Annotated in this window: 15 protein-coding genes; 11 read left to right on the top strand and 4 right to left on the bottom strand. The window is 71.6% G+C overall.

From position 1 onward, the window contains the following. Window positions 1-51 precede the first annotated feature (51 nt). From ACSBPH_RS02000 to ACSBPH_RS01985, 4 genes are all read left to right on the top strand, one after another. Window positions 52-1,335: a cysteine desulfurase family protein gene (locus ACSBPH_RS02000; protein WP_442575948.1), complete on the top strand. Its 1,284-nt coding sequence runs from the start codon at window positions 52-54 to the stop codon at window positions 1,333-1,335. Between the two features lie 27 nt (window positions 1,336-1,362). Next, on the top strand, window positions 1,363-2,442 hold the full coding sequence (gene mnmA / locus ACSBPH_RS01995) for a tRNA 2-thiouridine(34) synthase MnmA (RefSeq protein WP_442577225.1): 1,080 nt from the start codon (window positions 1,363-1,365) through the stop codon (window positions 2,440-2,442). Window positions 2,443-2,471: 29 nt separating this feature from the next. Beyond that, complete coding sequence (gene ligA, locus ACSBPH_RS01990) at window positions 2,472-4,799, top strand: NAD-dependent DNA ligase LigA (RefSeq protein WP_442575947.1); 2,328 nt, start codon at window positions 2,472-2,474, stop codon at window positions 4,797-4,799. A 75-nt stretch (window positions 4,800-4,874) separates the two neighbouring features. Beyond that, window positions 4,875-5,369: a DUF4262 domain-containing protein gene (locus ACSBPH_RS01985; protein WP_442575946.1), complete on the top strand. Its 495-nt coding sequence runs from the start codon at window positions 4,875-4,877 to the stop codon at window positions 5,367-5,369. 14 nt (window positions 5,370-5,383) lie between these two features. Here ACSBPH_RS01985 and ACSBPH_RS01980 read toward each other — a convergent pair whose 3' ends face one another. Beyond that, window positions 5,384-7,087: a long-chain-fatty-acid--CoA ligase gene (locus ACSBPH_RS01980; protein WP_442575945.1), complete on the bottom strand. Its 1,704-nt coding sequence runs from the start codon at window positions 7,085-7,087 to the stop codon at window positions 5,384-5,386. Between the two features lie 55 nt (window positions 7,088-7,142). Between ACSBPH_RS01980 and gatC the strand changes: the two genes are divergently transcribed. The 7 genes from gatC to ACSBPH_RS01945 all read left to right on the top strand — a co-directional run bounded on the left by gatC (window position 7,143) and on the right by ACSBPH_RS01945 (window position 17,624). Further along, entirely contained in the window at window positions 7,143-7,442 is a 300-nt protein-coding gene (gene gatC, locus ACSBPH_RS01975; RefSeq protein WP_442575944.1) for an Asp-tRNA(Asn)/Glu-tRNA(Gln) amidotransferase subunit GatC, read from the top strand. Beyond that, a complete protein-coding gene (gene gatA / locus ACSBPH_RS01970) occupies window positions 7,443-8,966 on the top strand; it encodes an Asp-tRNA(Asn)/Glu-tRNA(Gln) amidotransferase subunit GatA (protein ID WP_442575943.1) in 1,524 nt (507 codons plus the stop codon). Further along, entirely contained in the window at window positions 8,966-10,486 is a 1,521-nt protein-coding gene (gene gatB / locus ACSBPH_RS01965; protein ID WP_442575942.1) for an Asp-tRNA(Asn)/Glu-tRNA(Gln) amidotransferase subunit GatB, read from the top strand. Before gatA ends, gatB begins: the two co-directional genes overlap by 1 nt. Before the next feature lie 314 nt (window positions 10,487-10,800). Beyond that, entirely contained in the window at window positions 10,801-15,381 is a 4,581-nt protein-coding gene (locus ACSBPH_RS01960) for a hypothetical protein (protein ID WP_442575941.1), read from the top strand. 39 nt (window positions 15,382-15,420) lie between these two features. After that, window positions 15,421-16,680, top strand: a complete 1,260-nt coding sequence (gene dinB / locus ACSBPH_RS01955; RefSeq protein ID WP_442575940.1) for a DNA polymerase IV — start codon at window positions 15,421-15,423, stop codon at window positions 16,678-16,680. Between the two features lie 55 nt (window positions 16,681-16,735). After that, a complete protein-coding gene (locus ACSBPH_RS01950; protein ID WP_442575939.1) occupies window positions 16,736-17,056 on the top strand; it encodes a hypothetical protein in 321 nt (106 codons plus the stop codon). Further along, entirely contained in the window at window positions 17,031-17,624 is a 594-nt protein-coding gene (locus ACSBPH_RS01945) for a hypothetical protein (protein WP_442575938.1), read from the top strand. Before ACSBPH_RS01950 ends, ACSBPH_RS01945 begins: the two co-directional genes overlap by 26 nt. An 18-nt stretch (window positions 17,625-17,642) precedes the next feature. Here the strand turns inward: ACSBPH_RS01945 and ACSBPH_RS01940 are convergent, their stop codons facing one another. The 3 genes from ACSBPH_RS01940 to ACSBPH_RS01930 are packed head-to-tail and all read right to left on the bottom strand — an operon-like array spanning window position 17,643 to window position 18,801. Beyond that, window positions 17,643-18,155: a DUF2017 family protein gene (locus ACSBPH_RS01940; RefSeq protein ID WP_442575937.1), complete on the bottom strand. Its 513-nt coding sequence runs from the start codon at window positions 18,153-18,155 to the stop codon at window positions 17,643-17,645. Beyond that, the gene (gene clpS, locus ACSBPH_RS01935) at window positions 18,155-18,451 is read right to left on the bottom strand and encodes an ATP-dependent Clp protease adapter ClpS (RefSeq protein ID WP_442575936.1); all 297 of its coding nucleotides are present in this window, start codon (window positions 18,449-18,451) and stop codon (window positions 18,155-18,157) included. The genes ACSBPH_RS01940 and clpS overlap by 1 nt, the downstream gene beginning before the upstream one ends. Further along, window positions 18,451-18,801 (bottom strand): metallopeptidase family protein, encoded by a 351-nt coding sequence (locus tag ACSBPH_RS01930; protein ID WP_442575935.1) that lies wholly within the window; start codon window positions 18,799-18,801, stop codon window positions 18,451-18,453. The genes clpS and ACSBPH_RS01930 overlap by 1 nt, the downstream gene beginning before the upstream one ends. Window position 18,802: the final 1 nt, after the last annotated feature.

Raw genomic sequence — 18,802 nt, 5'->3', positions numbered from 1 at the left:
GAGTAATCACGGCGAACGCCGGGAGCGCTACTGCAGGACAGGGGTGAGTCGATGACCGTCTATCTCGACCATGCCGCGACCTCGCCGCTGCGGCCCGAGGCACTCGATTCCTGGATCGATGCGACGCGGTCTCTCGGGAACGCGTCGTCGATCCACGGCTCGGGCCAGGCCGTGCGACGGCTGCTCGAGGACGCGCGGGAGCGGCTCGCCGCGACGCTGGACTGCGATCCGATCGAGGTCGTCTTCACCTCCGGCGGCACCGAGGCGGTGAACCTCGCCCTCAAGGGGCTGTGGTGGGCGCGCCGGCCGGGCGCCGACGCGATCGTGCTGCCCGACGGCGAGCATCACGCGACGCTCGACGCGGTGGAGTGGCTCGCGGGGCGCGAGGGCGCCCTCGTACGGGCGGTCGCGCTCGACGGCGTCGGGCGCATCCCGGTGGACGGATTCGCGGGGGCTCTCGAAGGCGGGGCCGGCTCCGGCACGGGGTTCGGCCCGGGGTCCGAGACCTCGACCTCTGCCGCGGCGTCGCCCTCTGGCGCCGCGGCGCTCTCTGGCGCCGCGGCGCTCGCGACGGCGCTCGTGGCCAACAACGAGGTCGGGACCATCAACGACGTCGCGGGGCTCGCCGAGGCGTCCCGCGCCGCCGGTGTGCCGCTGCACCTCGACGCCGTGTCGGCCTTCGGCCACGCGCCCGTCTCGTTCCGGCGGTGGCGGGCGGATGCCTCCGGCTCGGCAGGGCTCGTCGCACTGAGCGTGTCGGCGCACAAGATCGGCGGCCCCACGGGGGTGGGTGCTCTCGTCGTGTCGCGGCACGCCGCGCTCGCGCCGCTCCTGCACGGCGGCGGACAGCAGCGCGGTCTCCGCGCCGGCACGCAGGACGTGCCGGGAGCCGTCGCGTTCGCGGTCGCCGCTGAGCTCGCCCACGCCGAGCTCGAGGCCGAGGCCCTGCGACTGTCGGCCCTGCGCGACCGGCTCGTGCGCGGCATCCTGTCGTCCGTCCCGGGCGCGGAGCTCCTCGGCGACCCGCAGCACCGGCTCCCCGGCAACGCCCATGTGCTCTTCCCCGGCGCGGGCGGCGAGACGCTCCTGTTCCTCCTCGACCAGGAAGGGGTGTCGGTCTCGACGGGATCCGCGTGCCAGGCGGGCGTGCCCGAGCCCTCGCACGTCGTGCGGGCGCTGGGAAGGACGGATGCCGAGGCCCGCCAGGTGCTGAGGCTCACGCTCGGTCGCACCTCGACGGACGCGGATGTCGATGCGGTGCTGGCCGCGCTCCCCGCAGCCGTCGAGCGGGCGCGGGCCGCGGCATCCGGGACCCGCACAGCCGCGCGCTCCTAGACTGGAGCGATGCGCGTACTGGCAGCCATGAGCGGGGGAGTGGACTCCGCCGTCGCCGCCGCGCGCGCCGTGGAAGCCGGCCACGACGTCGTCGGCGTGCACCTCGCGCTGTCGCGCGCGGGGGGGACCCTCCGCACCGGCAGCCGCGGCTGCTGCACGATCGAAGACGCCATGGACGCGCGGCGCGCCGCCGATCGCCTCGGCATCCCGTTCTACGTATGGGACTTCTCAGAGCGCTTCCGCGACGACGTCATCGACGACTTCATCCAGGAGTACCGTGCCGGGCGCACCCCCAACCCGTGCATGCGCTGCAACGAGAAGATCAAGTTCGCGGCCCTGCTCGAGCGCGCGCTCGAGCTCGGCTTCGACGCCGTCTGCACGGGGCACTACGCCACGCTCGTCGAGGGGCCCGAAGGTCGCGAGCTGCATCGGGCGTCGGATGCCGCGAAGGACCAGTCCTATGTGCTCGGCGTCCTCACGGCCGAGCAGCTCGCGCACACCTACTTCCCCCTCGGCGCGACGCCCTCCAAGTCCCTCGTCCGCGCCGAAGCCGCCGAACGCGGCCTGACCGTGGCGCACAAGCCCGACAGCCACGACATCTGCTTCATCCCCGACGGCGACACGCGCGGCTGGCTCGCCGAGAAGGTCGGCACCGCCTCGGGCGAGATCGTCGACCGGTCCGGCGCGGTCGTGGGTTCGCACGAGGGAGCCCATGCCTACACCGTCGGCCAGCGCCGAGGCCTCTCTCTCGGCGTCCCCGCACCCGATGGCAAGCCGCGCTTCGTGCTGGAGGTGCGTCCCGTCTCGAACACCGTCGTGGTCGGGCCGAAGGAGGCGCTCGCGACGGCCGTGATCGCGGGGGAGCGGTACACGTGGTCGGGGCGCGCGCCGGAGTCCTCGTCGTTCGCCTGCCACGCGCAGATCCGCGCGCACGCCGATCCCGTGCCTGCCGTCGCGACGCTGACCGACGGTGTGCTCGCGGTGCGCCCGGACGAGCCCTTCGACGGCGTCGCGCCCGGACAGACGGCCGTGCTCTACGACGGGACGCGCGTCATCGGGCAGTTCACGATCGACCGCACCGTGTCGGCCGGGCCCGCGCCGGTCTGAGGGTCGGAGGCCCTCCCTAGACTGGCGGAGTGACGGATGCCGAGCACTCTGCAGACCTTTCGCTCGACGAGGCGCGGTCAGAGGCCCAGGGCCTCACCGACCGCATCATCGGGGCCCGCGACGCCTATTACGGGCGCGATGCCGAGATCGTCGACGACGCGACCTACGACGGGTGGATGCGCCGGCTCGAAGAGCTCGAGAGGATGCACCCCGAGCTGCAGACGCAGGACTCGCCGACGCTGAACGTCGGGGCGGCGACCTCGACGCTGTTCGCGCCGGTGGAGCACGCCGAGCGCATGCTCAGCCTCGACAACGTCTTCAGCGAGGACGAGCTGCGCGACTGGTGCCGCAAGGCGCAGGATGGCGCGGGGCGCCGCGTGCGCTGGCTGACGGAGCTGAAGATCGACGGGCTCGCGATCAGCCTCCGCTACGAGAACGGCCAGCTCACGTCGGCGGCCACGCGCGGCGACGGCCGGGTCGGGGAGGACGTCACGGTCAACGCCCTGCGCGTCGCCGGTATCCCCGACCGCCTCTCGGGCACCGGTCACCCGCCGATCGTCGAGGTGCGCGGCGAGGTCTTCATCCCCGTCGCGGCGTTCGAGGAGCTCAACGCCCTGCAGGCGCGGCTGCGCGAGCGCGTCTTCGCCGATGCGCGCGCCCGCGGGGTCGACGACGACCGGGCGCGCCGGTCGGCCGACCGGCGATTCCCCGCATTCGCGAATCCCCGCAACGCCGCCAGCGGCGGCCTGCGCCAGCAGCTCGAGAAGAAGGACGGCCTCGAGCTCGAGGCCGGCGAGGCGCGCGTCGCGTCCCTCCGCCTCTTCGTGCACGGCATCGGCGCCTGGTCTGAGCCGCCGGTCGCCTCGCAGAGCGAGGTGTACGCGCTGCTCGCGGAGTGGGGGCTCCCCACCAGCCCGTACTACCGCACGACCGACGCCATCGACGGGGTCATCGACTTCGTCGAGCACTACGGCGAGCACCGGCACGATGTCGAGCACGAGATCGACGGCATCGTCGTCAAGGTCGACGAGCTGGCGCTGCACGACGAGCTGGGCGCGACCAGCCGCGCGCCGAGATGGGCGATCGCCTACAAGTACCCGCCCGAGCAGGTGAACACGAGGCTCCTCGACATCGTCGTATCGGTGGGGCGCACCGGGCGCGCGACACCGTTCGCCGTCATGGCGCCTGCGCGCGTCGCCGGGAGCGTCGTGCGACAGGCGACGCTGCACAACCAGGACGTCGTGCGGGTCAAGGGCGTGCTCATCGGCGACACCGTCGTGCTCCGCAAGGCGGGCGACGTCATTCCCGAAGTGCTCGGGCCGGTCGTCGAGCTGCGTGACGGCACGGAGCGCGAGTTCGTCATGCCCGAGAACTGCCCCGAGTGCGGCTCGCCGCTCTCCCCGTCCAAGGAGGGCGACGTCGATCTGCGCTGCCCCAACACGCGGTCCTGCCCCGCGCAGGTGCGCGGGCGCGTCGAGCACATCGGCTCGCGGGGTGCCCTCGACATCGAGGCGCTCGGCGAGGTGACGGCGGCCGCGCTCACGCAGCCCTCGGTTCCCGACGTCCCGCCGCTGCCGACCGAGGCGGGGCTCTTCGACCTCACGCTCGATCAGCTCGTGCCGATCGAGGTCGTCGTCCGCGACGCCGAGACCGGTGAGCTGAAGGTCGACGAGAAGACGGGCGAGCCCGTCCGCCGCGCGCCGTTCCGGCGCAATCCCAGCGCTGCCGAGAAGAAGTCGGGCCTGACAGGCCCCCAGCCTTCCGCACAGGCGATCACCCTCATCGAGGAGCTCGAGAAGGCCAAGACGAAAGACCTGTGGCGCTTCCTCGTCGCGTTGAGCATCCGCCACGTCGGCCCCGTGGCCGCCCGCGCCCTCGCCCAGTGGTTCGGCTCGCTCGAGGCGATCCGCGCGGCCTCCCGCGAGGAGCTCGCCGCCGTCGAAGGCGTCGGCGGCATCATCGCCGACGCGCTCATCGACTGGTTCGACGTGGACTGGCACCGCGAGATCGTGCAGCGGTGGGAGGCCGCCGGCGCGCAGCTGGCGACACCGGGGCACCCCGGGCCCGGTGCGGCCGTCGTCGAAGGCGGGGTTCTCGAGGGCCTCACGGTCGTCGCGACGGGCAGCCTCGAGGGCTACTCGCGCGAGGGGGCGCAGGAGGCGATCATCAAGGCCGGCGGCAAGGCCGCATCGAGCGTCTCGAAGAAGACCGACTTCGTCGCCGCGGGCCCGGGCGCAGGCTCCAAGCTCGCCAAGGCGGAGGAGCTCGGCGTGCGCATCATCGACGCGGCACAGTTCCGCATCCTCGTCGAGCAGGGCCCCGGCGCGCTGGAGGCGCTCGCTCCCGACGCCGGGTGACGTCCGCACCCTCGGCCGCCACGAGTGTCGTAGGTATGTTCTAATCTCGGAAGTCCTTCAGGAGAGGACACCGAGATGACCTTGACCCCCGACCCCGCCGTGATCGCCTGGCTCGACCAGGAAGACAAGCGCACGGCGCAGACCATTCGCAAGCACGGCGTAAGCCTCGAGTACGTCGGCGGTGACATGCGTCGCCGAGAGACGCCGTTCGCCTACACGATCGGCCTCTTCGGGATGGGGCATCCCGAGCTGCTCGTCTTCGGCCTCGACCCGCGCACGACCGGTCTGCTGCTCAACGACGTGGCCGACCGGGTCCGGGCAGGCCACGACATCGTGCCGGGGCAGCTGCTCGAGTTCGCCGGCTGGAGCCACCGGGTCACGGTCGAGTCGGTGCCCAACCCCGGGCAGATCGCCTTCGCCGCGAACCGCTTCTACCAGCGCCCCGACGAGCACTCCGTCGACCTCCTGCAGCTGACCTACGACGACCGCGACGGCCGCTTCCCGTGGGACGACGAATACTCCAACGCCGTGTGGATCCAGCCGCGCCCCGGCGACTTCACGGCATGGTGACCCCGATCCGGGTGCTACGAGCCCGTCGTGAGGGTGAGGAGCGACTCGCGCACCTGTCGGCGCAGCACCTTGCCGATGAGCGACTTCGGCAGCTCGTCGACGACGAAGATGCGGCGCGGCACCTTGTAGGGGGTCAGGATGCCGCGGGCGAAGTCACGGAGGGCTTCGACGTCGACCTCCCGGCCGGGAGCGCACACGACCGCGGCGACGACCTCCTCGCCGGAGTGGTCGCTCGGGAGGCCCACCACTGCCGCATCCTCGATGTCGGGGTGCTGGCGGAGGGCGTTCTCGACCTCGGTCGGCGCGACGTTGAAGCCGCCCGTGATGATGAGCTCCTTGATGCGGTCGACGATCCGCACGAAGCCGGCCTCGTCGATCGTGACGATGTCGCCGGTGCGGAACCAGCCGTCGACGAAGACCGCCTCGGTCTCCTCGGGCTTGCCGTAGTAGCCCTGGAACACCTGGGGTCCGCGCACGACGAGCTCCCCGCGGCCGCCGGGCTCGACATCCGTCGACGGGTCATCGGGATCGACGACGCGGCACTCGGTGCCCGGGAGCGGCAGCCCGACGGTCCCCGGCACGCGGTTGTCGGCGACGGGGTTCGCCATGAGCACGGGGGAGCACTCCGACAGGCCGTAGCCTTCGACGAGGTATCCGCCGCTGGCGGCCTCGAAGGGCACGACGAGTTCGTGCGGCAGCGCCATGGCGCCCGAGATAGCCACCTCGGTGCCCGCAATGGAGATGCCCTTCTCGCGCGACGCCTTGAGCAGCCGGTCGGCGATGGGAGGCACGAGCGGAAGGAAGGTCGCGGGGTGCTTCTTGGTCACCGCGAGCACCATGTCGGGATCGAAGCGCGGGAAGAGCACGAGCCGGGCGCCCATCGACATCGCGAAGGTGAGGCACAGGGTCAGTCCGTACGCGTGGAACATGGGAAGCACGGCGTAGACGACGCATCCGTGCCCGCGCTGGATCGACGGCACCCATGCGCGCGCCTGCGCCGCGTTGGCCAGCAGATTGCGGTGGGTCAGGCTCGCGCCCTTCGGCGTGCCCGTCGTCCCGCTCGTGTACTGGATGATCGCCAGATCATCGGTCGCGGGCTTCGGGTGCGTCGCCGGCAGCCGATCCGCGGTGAGGAGCTGCTCCCACGTGGTCGTGCCCGAGACGCGCTCGTGCAGCGCCGCGCGGGACTCGCGCGCCTTCTTGATCGGCAGGTGCAGCGCCGCGCGGGTGACGATGGGCATCGCCTTGGTGATGTCGACCGAGATGAGGTTCGTCACCTCGAGGTCTTCGGGGAACTCCTGCACCGTCGCGACCACCTTGCTCCACACGATGGCGTGCTTGGCGCCGTGGTCCTCGAACTGCTTGCGCAGCTCGCGGGGCGTGTAGAGCGGGTTGTGCTCGACGACGACGGCGCCGACGCGCAGGATCGCGTAGAAGGCGACGATGTGCTGGGGGCAGTTGGGGAGCACGATCGCCACGGGGTCGCCCGGCCCGACGCCTCGCGCCTTGAGGCCCGCGGCGGCACGCTCGACCGCCTCCTGCAGCGCCCGGTACGACGTCTCCTTCCCGAAGAACTGCAGAGCCGGCGCATCCGGGTAGTCGCGGGCGGATGCCTCGACGATGTCGACGAGCGAACCCGTCACCGGTTCGAGATCGGCGGGAACCCCCGGAGCGTAGCTGGCGATCCACGGGCGAGGCGGGTCATACGTCGTCGTCACGGGGTCAGGATACGCCCGGCCAGGACGCCTCACCGACCCCAACTAGACTGACGTGGTGTCTGAAATCACCCCCGATCTCGTGCGCCATCTCGGTGTGCTCGCCCGGATCCAGCTGAGCGACGAGGAGGTCGAGCGCCTCACCGGGCAGCTCGATGTGATCGTCGACAACATCGCCAAGGTGTCGCAGGTCGCGACGCCCGAGGTCCCCGCGACGAGCCACCCCATCCCGATGCGGAACGTCTTCCGTCCCGACGTCGTCGGAGGCACGCTCACGCTCGAGGAGGCGCTCCAGAATGCGCCGGATGCCTCGGACGACCGCTTCCGCGTGACCGCGATCCTGGGGGAGGAGCAGTAAGTGAGCGACCTGACACGACTGACCGCCGCCGACCTCGCCGACCAGCTCGCCTCCGGCGCGGTCTCGAGCGTCGAGGCCACGCAGGCCCACCTCGACCGCATCGCCGAGGTCGACGGCGACGTCCACGCCTTCCTCCACGTGAGCGATCACGCCCTCGATGTCGCGGCGCAGATCGACCGTCGCCGCGCGGCGGGCGAAGCGCTCGGCGCACTTGCCGGCGTCCCGCTCGCGATCAAGGACGTGCTCGTCACGACCGACATGCCGTCCACGAGCGGATCCAAGATCCTCGAGGGCTACATGTCGCCCTTCGACGCCACCGTCGTGGCGCGTTCGCGCGTGGCGGGCCTCGTCCCCCTCGGCAAGACGAACATGGACGAGTTCGCGATGGGCTCATCGACGGAGCACTCGGCCTACGGCCCCACGCACAACCCGTGGGACCTCGACCGCATCCCCGGCGGCTCGGGCGGCGGCTCGGCCGCGGCCGTCGCCGCCTTCGAGGCGCCCCTCGCGCTCGGCTCCGACACCGGTGGCTCGATCCGTCAGCCCGCCCACGTCACCGGCACGGTCGGCGTCAAGCCGACGTACGGCGGGGTGAGCCGCTACGGCGCCATCGCGCTCGCCTCGAGCCTCGACCAGGTCGGCCCCGTGACGCGCACGGTGCTCGACGCGGGTCTCCTGCACGACGTCATCGGCGGCCACGACCCGCACGATTCGACCTCGCTCACCGACGCGTGGCCGTCGTTCGCCGACGCCGCCCGCGAGGGCGCCCGCGGCGACGTCCTCAAGGGGCTCAAGGTCGGCGTCATCGCCGAGCTCGACGACAGCGGCTTCCAGGCCGGCGTCTCCGCGTCCTTCCGCGAGGCGCTGGCGGTCATGGAGGCGCAGGGCGCCGAGATCGTCGAGGTCAGCGCCCCGCACTTCGAGTACGGCGTGGCGGCGTACTACCTCGTGCTTCCCGCCGAGGCATCCAGCAACCTCGCCAAGTTCGACTCGGTGCGCTTCGGCCTCCGCGTCACGCCGCACGCCTCCTCCACGGTCGAGGAGGTCATGGCCGCGACGCGCGAAGCCGGCTTCGGCGACGAGGTCAAGCGACGCATCATCCTCGGCACGTACGCCCTCTCGGCAGGGTATTACGACGCCTACTACGGCTCGGCGCAGAAGGTGCGCACGCTCATCCAGCGCGACTTCGACGAGGCGTTCACGAAGGTCGACGTCATCGCGACGCCGTCCGCTCCCACGACGGCGTTCCGCCTCGGCGAGAAGATCGACGACCCGCTGCAGATGTACCTCAACGACGTCACGACGATCCCCGCGAACCTCGCGGGCGTCCCGGGCATCTCGATCCCGTCGGGTCTCGCCGCCGAAGACGGGCTGCCCGTCGGCATCCAGTTCCTCGCGCCCGCGCGTGAAGACGCGCGGCTCTATCGCGTCGGCGCCGCCCTCGAAGCGGCGCTCGTCGACTCGTGGGGCGGTCCGCTCCTCGACAGGGCGCCGGTCGTCGGTGCGAAGGGAGGCGCCCGCTGATGGCGAAGGTCGCACTCATGGACTTCGACAAGGCCCTCGAGCTGTACGAGCCGGTTCTCGGCTTCGAGGTGCACGTCGAGCTCAACACGCGCACGAAGATGTTCTCGGCCGCGCCGAACCCCGCGCACGAGGAGAACCACGACGCAGCGCCCAACACGCTCGTCGCCCCCGTCGACATGGGCCTGCCGGGCGCTCTCCCCGTCGTGAACGAAGAGGCCGTGCGCTTCTCGATCAGCCTGGGCCTCGCGCTCGGCTGCTCGATCGCGCCGTCGAGCCGATTCGCCCGCAAGAACTACTTCTATCCCGACCTCGGCAAGAACTACCAGATCTCGCAGTACGACGAGCCCATCGCGTTCGAGGGCGAAGTCGAGGTCGAGCTCACCGACGGCACGATCGTGACGGTGCCGATCGAACGTGCGCACATGGAAGAGGATGCCGGCAAGCTCACGCACGTCGGAGGCTCGACCGGACGCATCCACGGCGCCGAGTACTCGCTCGTCGACTACAACCGCGCCGGCGTGCCGCTCGTCGAGATCGTCACCAAGCCGATCTTCGGCGCCGAGGAGAGGGCTCCCGAACTCGCCGCCGCATACGTGCGGACGATCCGCGACATCGTGCTCTCGCTCGGCATCTCGGAGGCGCGCATGGAGCGCGGCAATCTCCGCTGCGACGCCAACGTATCGCTGCGCCCCCGGGGAGCCGAGAAGCTCGGCACGCGCACCGAGACGAAGAACGTCAACTCCATGCGCTCGGTCGAGCGCGCCGTGCGCTACGAGATCCAGCGCCAGGCCGCGATCCTCGCCGCCGGCGGCACCATCACGCAGGAGACGCGGCACTGGCACGAAGACACCGGTGCCACTTCGCCGGGCCGTCCGAAGTCCGACGCCGACGACTACCGCTACTTCCCGGAGCCCGACCTGCTGCCGGTGGCCCCGTCGACGGAGCTCATCGAGCACCTGCGCACGCAGCTCCCCGAGCCTCCCGCCGCGCATCGCCGCCGCCTGAAGGCCCAGTGGGGCTTCACCGACCTCGAGTTCCAGGATGTCGCCAACGGCGGCCTGCTCGCCGAGGTCGAGGCGACGATCGCCGCCGGCGCATCCCCTGCCGCCGCACGCAAGTGGTGGACGGGCGAGCTCACGCGCATCGCCAATGCCGAGGGCCGCGAGGTGTCGAGCCTCGCGACTCCGGCCGATGTCGCCGCGCTCCAGAAGCTCATCGACGAAGGAACGCTGACCGACAAGCTCGCGCGCCAGGTGCTCGAGGGCGTCGTCGCGGGTGAAGGGACTCCGCAGGAGGTCGTCGACGCCCGCGGGCTCGCCGTCGTCTCCGACGACGGTCCGCTCATCGCCGCGATCGACGAGGCACTGGCCGCCCAGCCCGACGTGCTCGAGAAGATCCGCGACGGCAAGGTGCAGGCGGCGGGCGCCATCATCGGTGCGGTCATGAAGGCGATGAAGGGCCAGGCCGACGCCGCGCGCGTGCGCGAGCTGATCCTGGAGCGCGCCGCAGCCTCCGCCTGATCTCGGAGGGCGGCGCAGGGCGACCTCGCGGACCCACGACGTTCATTGTGCCGTTTCGGCGGCGCGAGTATAGTGCGCGTCGGGGCGGCCCGATCACTTCGGGCTGGGGAGCGCCGTCGAGGGTTGGAGCGAGCCATGCCCGTGCTTGTCGTGCCAGGAGTGTCCGTCGAAGCGACCTTCGACATCCTTCCTCCGCTTCCCGCGGCCGCGGGGATCGTGGGCATCGTGGGCGTCGTGGACAGGCCGCCGACGGGTCGCGGGCTCGTCTCGGTCTCGCGCGTGTCGGAACTCGCCGACCGGGCCGCCGCCTCTGGGTGTTCCTCTGGTGGCGCGGCCGGCCGCTCGCGCGGGTCGACGCGGACGGCACCCTCGACGAGCTCTACGTCACCGACGACGCCGGAACCCTCCTCGGCGTGCTCGTGCGCGAGACCGACGGCGGCTGGCGCCGCGAGGAGGCCATGCAGCCGCCGTTCGGTGCGGTCGGCGCGGCGTGGCGCCCGACCCTCTTCGGGCACATCGCCGACGGTTCGAGCCGGCTCATCGTCTTCGGTGCCCGCGTGTACGACCCCGACACCGCGACTTTCCTGACGCCGGATCCCTGGCACGGCGGAGAGGACGACCCGCGACGGCTGGGCGGGCTCAGCGCGGGCGAGGTGCGACGGCAGGCGGAGCTCCCCTCGACGGGGCAGCTCGCGTACGCGCTGAGCCGATGGGATCCGCTGTCGCGCCCCGACTTCGACGGCCACGCGGCGTGGGTGAACGGCATCCTGACCGTCATCCTCGCCCCCACCTGGGGCTTCCCGCTCACCTCCGTCTCGCTCTTCCTGTTCGAGCCGCTCAACCTCTACATGGAGATCATCGGGCTGTTCGGGATGCTCTTCACGGGCGGGACGCATCCGTGGAAGCAGCACACGATCGCCAACGCGCGGTGGCTCGCGGGCAGTTCGAGGCAGGGGACCGCAGCCTTCGCCCTCAACGGCTTCCTGCCGCGGGTCGTGTCGGGACAGGGCATCGACACGGACCGCGCCGTCACGATCGGCCACGTCATCTGGATCGGACGCCAGAACGTCGAGATGCTCAATCGGACGCGAGTGCTCGAGGTCGACGAGCTCGGGCTTCCCCGTGCCCCGGGCGCTGCGCCCGGACCCGATCCCACCACGACCCCCTTCACCGACGGGTCGGTGCGGCGCTCGGCGCTGGCCGTGAGCGGCACCGACGACGGCCGGCTCCGCATCCAGGGCACATGGTGGTCACGCGGACCCGGCAATCGGGTCGACGACCTGGCCGCCGGCGTCCAGGTCTACAACGACGACGTGCCCCCGGGTGAGCCACGCGCCCCCGGCACCGTCCACCTCACCGCGCCCCTCCAGACGGCGCTCAAGGGAACGCTCTCGGTCGCCGAATACGTCGAGGCGCCGCCCGCCGGCGGTGCGGGCTCGACCCGGGGGGATCTCACGAGCGGACGCGGCTTCGCCCTCGACGTCTCGGGTACCGCCGCGCTCGCCGCCGGCCCCGTCGTCGAGGTGGCGCTCGCCGACAACGCGGCGACCGCCGCGTACGGGCACATCGCCGCCGTGCTCCCGCCGCGCACGATCGTGCTGGACCACGCTCTGCCGCTCGGCCGCTTCCCGGCGGGCGGGGCGAACCCCGCCTACGCCGTCCGCGAGATGATGAAGAGCGCCGTCACGAGCGTCGGATGGGCCGCCGCCGGGGCGCCGGCCCTCGAGGCGACGCTGGCGACACCCCCGCACGACGTCGCGAAGGGGGAGGTGTGGGGCTTCACCCCGACCACGCCCGCCGCGGGCGGCAGAGCCGAGTCGGTGAGCCAGGTCTCCGACCTCAGGATCGTCGTGGAACTGGCACCCGCCGTCGGAGCCGCCGCGGCGGTCGGCACGAAGCTCTCCCGGCTGGCCGCCGAGGGCACGCTGCGCGACGCCACGCTCGAGGCGGACAGGCGCCTCCTGGTCAAGGCGCCGCCCGCCCTCGCTCCCGGCCCCGGTGGGGCGAATCCGCCCGCCGCGACACCGCTCGCCGTCGGTGACCTCATCACGGTGCTCGATGCTCCGACGACCCTCCGGCATGACGCCGTCATCGTCGCCGTCGAGGCCGCGGGGGCCGACTCGCGCATCCGGATCGATCCGCTCGTGCCCGCCGGATCGAGTGTCACCAGCGTCGTGAGACTGCACGAGACGGATGCCGACAAGGATGCCGCGACCATCACCGCCCTCGCGGGCGACCGGGCGACCGTCGGCCCGCGTTCAACGGCGGTGTTCGCGCCGGACACGGCTGTCCGCGTCGTCGACGCGGGCGGCGCGGCCCAGGTGCGGCGGGTCGCCTCGATCGGCGACGTCACCGTCATCGTCGTGGACGAGCTCGTGGGCACCGGTCCCTTCAGCGCCGTCCGCTACGACGGTGCGGCGACGACGACCGCGGCGACCGTGCCGCCCGGGCAGTTCGTCAAGTGGACGCAGGGAACGCTTCCGAGCGCGTTCGGCAACTGGCCCGACGAGATGCTGGCGGTCGCCCCTCCCGCGGCGGAGCGGCGGATGACGTGGTTCGCGTTCCGCGCGGGATCGCTCCCCGCGGAGGCGGCGGGCGACTTCCACGCGACATTCACGCCGCTCGACGTCGAGGCCGACCACTATTGGCACATCGACCTGCCGCTGAAGATCGACGGTTCCACGACGAAATGGGAGCCGGACCGTGAAGACGACTATCCCCGGCGGGACACGCTGACGATGTCGTCGACGACCCTCCAGTTCTGGCAGCTGCAGGCCTCGCACGCCGAGCGGCCCGCCGCCGGGCGGGCCGTCACGCCGCGCGCGGGAGAGGTGCAGGTCCCGGAGGATCCCTCCGCGCGCTTCCCGCTCGGCGACGCCCTCCTCGAGCACGAGCTGCACCACACCGTGCAGAACACGTACTGGGGGCCGCTCATGGGCGCCCTTCCCGTCTGGGGCCTCGTCCGCACCATCCGCGACATCGTCGCGGTCGCCGATGCGGACTCGGGACTGTGGCTGCAGGACTGGGCCAAGACGATCAAAGGCGACGACGGCAAGGTCGACAAGGCGTTCGCCGACCTCAACGTCTTCGAGTTCTTCAGCATGGGCGGACTCATGCAGCTGGCGTGGACCTTCGTCATCCTGAGTCCGCTGCTCCCATCCGCGAAGGCACGCGAATGGCTGCTGCACCGGATGCAGTTCGCCGACTGGAACCGCGTGTTCAACCCCGTCAACTCGCTCATCGCGAAAGCGATCCCGCGCGTCGACCGGACGGTCGACGCGACCCGGGACTGGAAGATCCTCCTCGCCAACGTCGTGACGATGGCGACGGATCTGCGTTCGTGGATCCCGTTCATCGGCTTCGTGCCGCTTCTCGTGCCGGACGGCGAGCAGAACTTCCTCGAGCAGCAGGCCAGTCGCAGCAGCGGCGATCTGTATTCGACGATCGTCTCGGCCAATGAGGGGATGAGCTGGATCGCCACCTCGCGGTGCGGGCCCGACCTCTACGCCGACAACTCGGACGCGCAGCGTTCGATCCGGCTCGGACGCTCCGCACGGCTCATGTGGTACGGCGGATCGCCCAAGGAACGCGCGACACGCGAGGGGATCGGCAACGCCCCCACGACCCACACGAGCTTCACCCTGATGTCCAGCGGGACGGCGATCTCCCATCTGCCCGCGGCGCTCTTCCAGGGCGGCGCCACCGTTCAGGTCGACGACCCGGCCGGCGTGCCCGTGCCGTTCGCGACGGTGGCTCCTGGTGCGAACGCGCAGATCCGGCTCCGGGCAGCCGTGCCGGAGCCCCGCGCCGTCGTGCGGAGCACGGGGTTCTATCTGCTCCCGGCGAGCCCCGGCCAGTGGACCGTGAACGGCGGCTCCGGCGGACCGGCACAGACGAGCACGGCCGTGATCACGGTCACGAGCGACGTCACGCTCGGGGGCGAGGATGTCGCGTGGTCGCCGCCCATACCGACGGGCGCGGGCGCCGTCCCGGCCGGCACGACGACCCTCGACCGCTTCGTCACCGAGAAGGCCACGCTCATCGTCGGCGGCTCGGATACGTCGACGTGGCAGGCGACCGTCGTGCGAGCGCCCGGCGGCGGTGCCGGACCATCGCCGGGGACGGCCACGCCGCGGCCGGGCGGATCCGGGTGGGACGTCGCGTTCACGTCGCCGACGACCGCTGGGCTCGGCGTCGCCAGCGTCAACGCGCGCCTGCGCATCTGGGCGCACGTCGATCCGGGCGACGCCGGCATCTTCGATCTCGAACCGCAGGACCTCCCCGGGGCCGGTCGCAGCTATCTGCAGGGGGAGCTCTGGCTGCCCGTCCGCGACGTCGTCGTACGCGTCGCCGACCTGCCGGCGCTCCCCGCCGCCGCGATCGCCGCGGCCGACGATCACGAGGTCACGTTCGTCGTGAAGATCGCGGGCCCGGCGTCGATCGTCGGCGCCGGGCCCGGCGTGCAGGCGACGCGCGTCGGCGACGCGCCACCTCGCGGCGAGAAGTGGAAGATCGGTCTCAAGGGGCGCCGCGCCGTCGCCGACCGCACCGATGTGCCGGTGACCGTGACGTTCGGCGATGCGACGATGGGGATCGTGGAGCGCGCGTTCACCCTCACGATCGACCCGAACTTCAGCCTTCCCCGCAAAGACGGCGGGGCCGTGTTCGAAGCGACGCCCGGCGCTCCGCTCGTCCTGTCCGCCACCGCTCACTCGGGCGGCCTCACGGTCGCGGAGCAGCCACCGGCAGACGCGAAGGCGTCGATCGGGATCACGGGGGACGATGTGACGATCACGGTCGCGGCGGCGCCACCGGCCGCCCCGGTCACCTTCGACGTCGTGGTCAAGGACGGCAACGGCCGCCTCGCCATGCGGACTGTCACCGTCCACTCGTGAAAGCACTCGGACGCCACCGCATCCGGCGAGAATAGAGGGATGGGACGCGGTGATGGATCGGGTCGTGTCGTGTCGCCCGAAGGCGCGGACGACACCGGCACCGGCATCCTCCACGTCGACATGGACGCGTTCTACGCGTCCGTCGCGATCCTCGACGACCCCTCGCTGAAGGGCCTCCCCGTCATCGTCGGCGGGATGGAGGGCCGCGGAGTCGTCTCGAGCGCGTCGTATGAGGCGCGGCGATTCGGCGTCCGGTCGGCCATGTCGACCGCACAGGCTCTCCGCCTCTGTCCGAAGGCGATCGTCGTCCCGCCCGACTTCGATCGCTACCTCGCCCTCTCACAGCGCGTCATGGGCATCTTCAACGACGTCACGCCCCTCGTCGAGCCGCTCTCGATCGACGAGGCGTTCCTCGACGTGCGCGGGGCGCGCCGGCTGTGGGGGAGCCCGGGCAGGATCGCCGTCATGCTCCGCCGGCGCGTGGTGGACGAGACGGGTCTGACCTGCAGCATCGGGGTCGCCGCGACCAAGCACGTCGCGAAGATGGCCTCGACGCTCAGCAAGCCCGACGGTCTCCTCATCATCGCCGCGCACGACACGCAGGCGTTCCTGGCCGCTCAGCCGGCCCGCGCGCTGTGGGGAGTCGGCCCCAAGGCGTCCGCTTCACTCGAAGCGCGAGGCATCCGCTCCGTCGCCGACATCCTCCAGACTCCGCGATCCGTCCTCGACCGCGCTCTCGGCCCCGCCATGGGCGAGCGGATCTGGCACCTCGCCCGCGGCCTGGACGCGCGCAGCGTCGACACGGAGCGGGTCGAGAAGAGCGTCGGGCACGAAGAGACGTTCTTCCACGACATCGATGATCCCGCGGTGCTCCGCGCGGAGTTCCGCCGCCTGGCCGATCGCGTCGGCGCACGCCTGCGAGCCCACGGCTGGGAGGCGTCGACCATCTCGATCAAGGTGCGGTTCGCGGACTTCTCGACCGTCACCCGGTCGCAGACGCTTTCCGAGCCGACCGCCGTCGGGCAGCGGATCGGAGACGCCGCCCTCGGGCTGTTCGGTGCGCTCGACCGGGCCCTCCCCGTGCGGCTCGTGGGCGTGCGCGGCGAGAAGCTCCGTCCGACGCGCGGCGACGCGCCGACCCTGTGGGACGACGACGAGGAGTGGCGTCGGGTCGAGGGCGCGCTCGACGACGCCGCGGCGCGTTTCGGCAAGGGCGCGGTCACGCGCGCGACCCTGCTCGGCTCGACCCGCGGAGGGACGGCGCTGCCCTCCCACCCCAAGGCGGCGCCGCTCGATTGACGCCGAACCGCGGCTGACTCTGGGCATCACCCAGGCGGGCGGGTAGCGTGGGCTCATGCCCAACATCGCACTCGAGCTCGGCAAGCAGTCGGCATCCCTCGGCGTCAACGCCGCCTACGGCGAACAGCGCGATGTGGGAGGCGTGCAGGTCATCCCGGTGTCGCTCAGCTGGACAGGTTTCGGCGGCGGCTCCGACGAGGCCGGCAACGGCGGAGGTGGCGGAGGCGGCTACGCCGTGCCGGTCGGCGCATACATCCGGCGTGGGGGAGACGTCCGCTTCGAGCCGAACATCGTCTCGCTTCTGGCCGTCGCGATCCCCTTCGTGTGGGTAGCCGGGCGTGCGCTCAGCCGTGTCATCCGCGCCCTCAAGAAGTAACGCCGACCCGGTCGCCGCAGCCCTCGACACCGCCGCCGCACGCGTCCTCGACGCCGTGCGTGAGCTCGGCGTGTCGAATCCCGTCGTGCTCATCGACGGGCAGAGCGGCGCCGGGAAGACGACTCTCGCGCGCCGGCTCGTCGCGCGCTGGCCTCTGACGGGCCGTGTGCAGCTCGTCGCGCTCGACAGCATCTACCCCGGATGGGAGGGGCTCGCCGACGGGGTGGAGACGGCGCGCACCCTCGTGCTCGTGCCGCATGGTCGCGGGATCATCGGGGTCTGGCAGAGATGGGATTGGGATGCCTCGGCCCCCGCCGAGGCGCACGCCGTCGACCCGTCACTGCCGCTCATCGTCGAGGGATCGGGGCTGCTGACCTCCGCGACAGCGGGGCTCGGCGACGTCCGCGTGTGGCTGGAGTCGCCGCAGGTGTCGCGGAAGCGCCGGGCACTGGACCGCGATGGCGAGACTTACCGGCCGCACTGGGATCAGTGGGCCGAGCAGGAGGAGCGTCATCTCGTGCGCGACGATCCGCGGCGCCACGCGACGCACCTCTTCGCGATCCCCTGATCGGGGACGGACAGGGGGTCAGTCGTCGCCGTCGGCCGCGCGGACCAGGCCATCGAGGCGATAGCCGATCCAGTCGTACACGCCGAAGCGGGGGTCGTCGTCGACATGGTCGTCCTCGTCCGTGATCCCGAGTCTCGACGCGAGCACGAGCCGCAGAGCCGCCAGCGTGCGCAGCCACGCCTGCAGGTCATCGGGGCTGAGGCGGATCAGAGTCGTCTCGACAAGCGCGGACTCGGCGTCGCCGGGCGCGTGCTCGTCGCCGGGTGCCGCGACGGCCCCGACGAGACTCGCGAGGACGGCTCCGGCATCCGTCGACCGCCTGTCGAGGAGCTCGCGCTGCGTCAGATCGCGGAACTCCTTGGCCGCCGCAGGATCGTCGGCGTAGGCGTCGGGCACGAGCCGGAGCACGGCGGGATCGTCGGGGAGGCTCTCGCCCGACTCGTCGAGGAGTTCGGCGAACTGCTCCACGAGCCCCGCGAGGTGCGTCGCCTCGATCCGGGAGAGCTCGAGCACGACGAGTCGGGGGGTCATCAGGGTGCCTCTCGGACGGTGGCCCACAGGCCGTAGTCGTGCATGGCGCGCGCGTGCAGTTCCATCTGCTCGCGCGCGCCCTGGGCGACGACCGCATGGCCTTCGTGGTGGACGGTGAGCATGAGCGCTTCGGCGCGCTCGCGCGAGAACCCGAAGTACTCGCGGAAGACGTGGGCGACGTAGCTCATGAGGTTGACGGGATCGTTCCAGACGACGGTCTGCCAGGGACGATGAGGATCCGGTGTCGTGCCGAGAGCGATCTCTTCGGCACGTTCGGGGGCGATCGCGGGCGTCATCATGCCCACCCGAGTTCGTGCAGGCGCTCGTCGTCGATGCCGTAGAAGTGCGCGATCTCATGCACGAGGGTCGTGTGCACCTCGTCGCGCAGCTCCTCCTCGTCGTCGCACGCGTGAAGATGCGGCTCGCGGTACACGATGATCCGGTCGGGGAGCTCGCCGCCGCCGTATCGACCGCGCTCCGTGAGCGCCCAGCCGTCGTAGAGTCCGAACAGCTCGAGGCTGCCGTCTTCGGGACGGTCTTCGACCACGAACACGACGTTGTCGAGTCCGTCGATCATGTCGTCGGGCAGCTGATCGAGCTCGTCGGTGACGAGGGCCTCGAAGGCCGCGGCATCCATCTCGATCATC

Source organism: Microbacterium sp. F51-2R (genome assembly GCF_052180235.1).
GTDB lineage: Bacteria > Actinomycetota > Actinomycetes > Actinomycetales > Microbacteriaceae > Microbacterium.
The sequence above is the reverse complement of the archived record's forward strand: the minus strand, read 5'-3'. Positions and strand labels throughout refer to the sequence as shown.

Excerpts from the sequence above, each read along its gene's own strand:
- ACSBPH_RS01950 (WP_442575939.1), top strand. The coding sequence starts at position 16,736 with ATGCCCAACATCGCACTCGAGCTCGGCAAGCAGTCGGCATCCCTCGGC.
- ACSBPH_RS02000 (WP_442575948.1), top strand. The coding sequence starts at position 52 with ATGACCGTCTATCTCGACCATGCCGCGACCTCGCCGCTGCGGCCCGAG.
- ACSBPH_RS01985 (WP_442575946.1), top strand. The coding sequence starts at position 4,875 with ATGACCTTGACCCCCGACCCCGCCGTGATCGCCTGGCTCGACCAGGAA.
- dinB (WP_442575940.1), top strand. The coding sequence starts at position 15,421 with ATGGGACGCGGTGATGGATCGGGTCGTGTCGTGTCGCCCGAAGGCGCG.
- ACSBPH_RS01940 (WP_442575937.1), bottom strand. The coding sequence starts at position 18,155 with ATGACCCCCCGACTCGTCGTGCTCGAGCTCTCCCGGATCGAGGCGACG.
- ACSBPH_RS01930 (WP_442575935.1), bottom strand. The coding sequence starts at position 18,801 with ATGATCGAGATGGATGCCGCGGCCTTCGAGGCCCTCGTCACCGACGAG.
- mnmA (WP_442577225.1), top strand. The coding sequence starts at position 1,363 with ATGAGCGGGGGAGTGGACTCCGCCGTCGCCGCCGCGCGCGCCGTGGAA.
- gatB (WP_442575942.1), top strand. The coding sequence starts at position 8,966 with ATGGCGAAGGTCGCACTCATGGACTTCGACAAGGCCCTCGAGCTGTAC.
- clpS (WP_442575936.1), bottom strand. The coding sequence starts at position 18,451 with ATGACGCCCGCGATCGCCCCCGAACGTGCCGAAGAGATCGCTCTCGGC.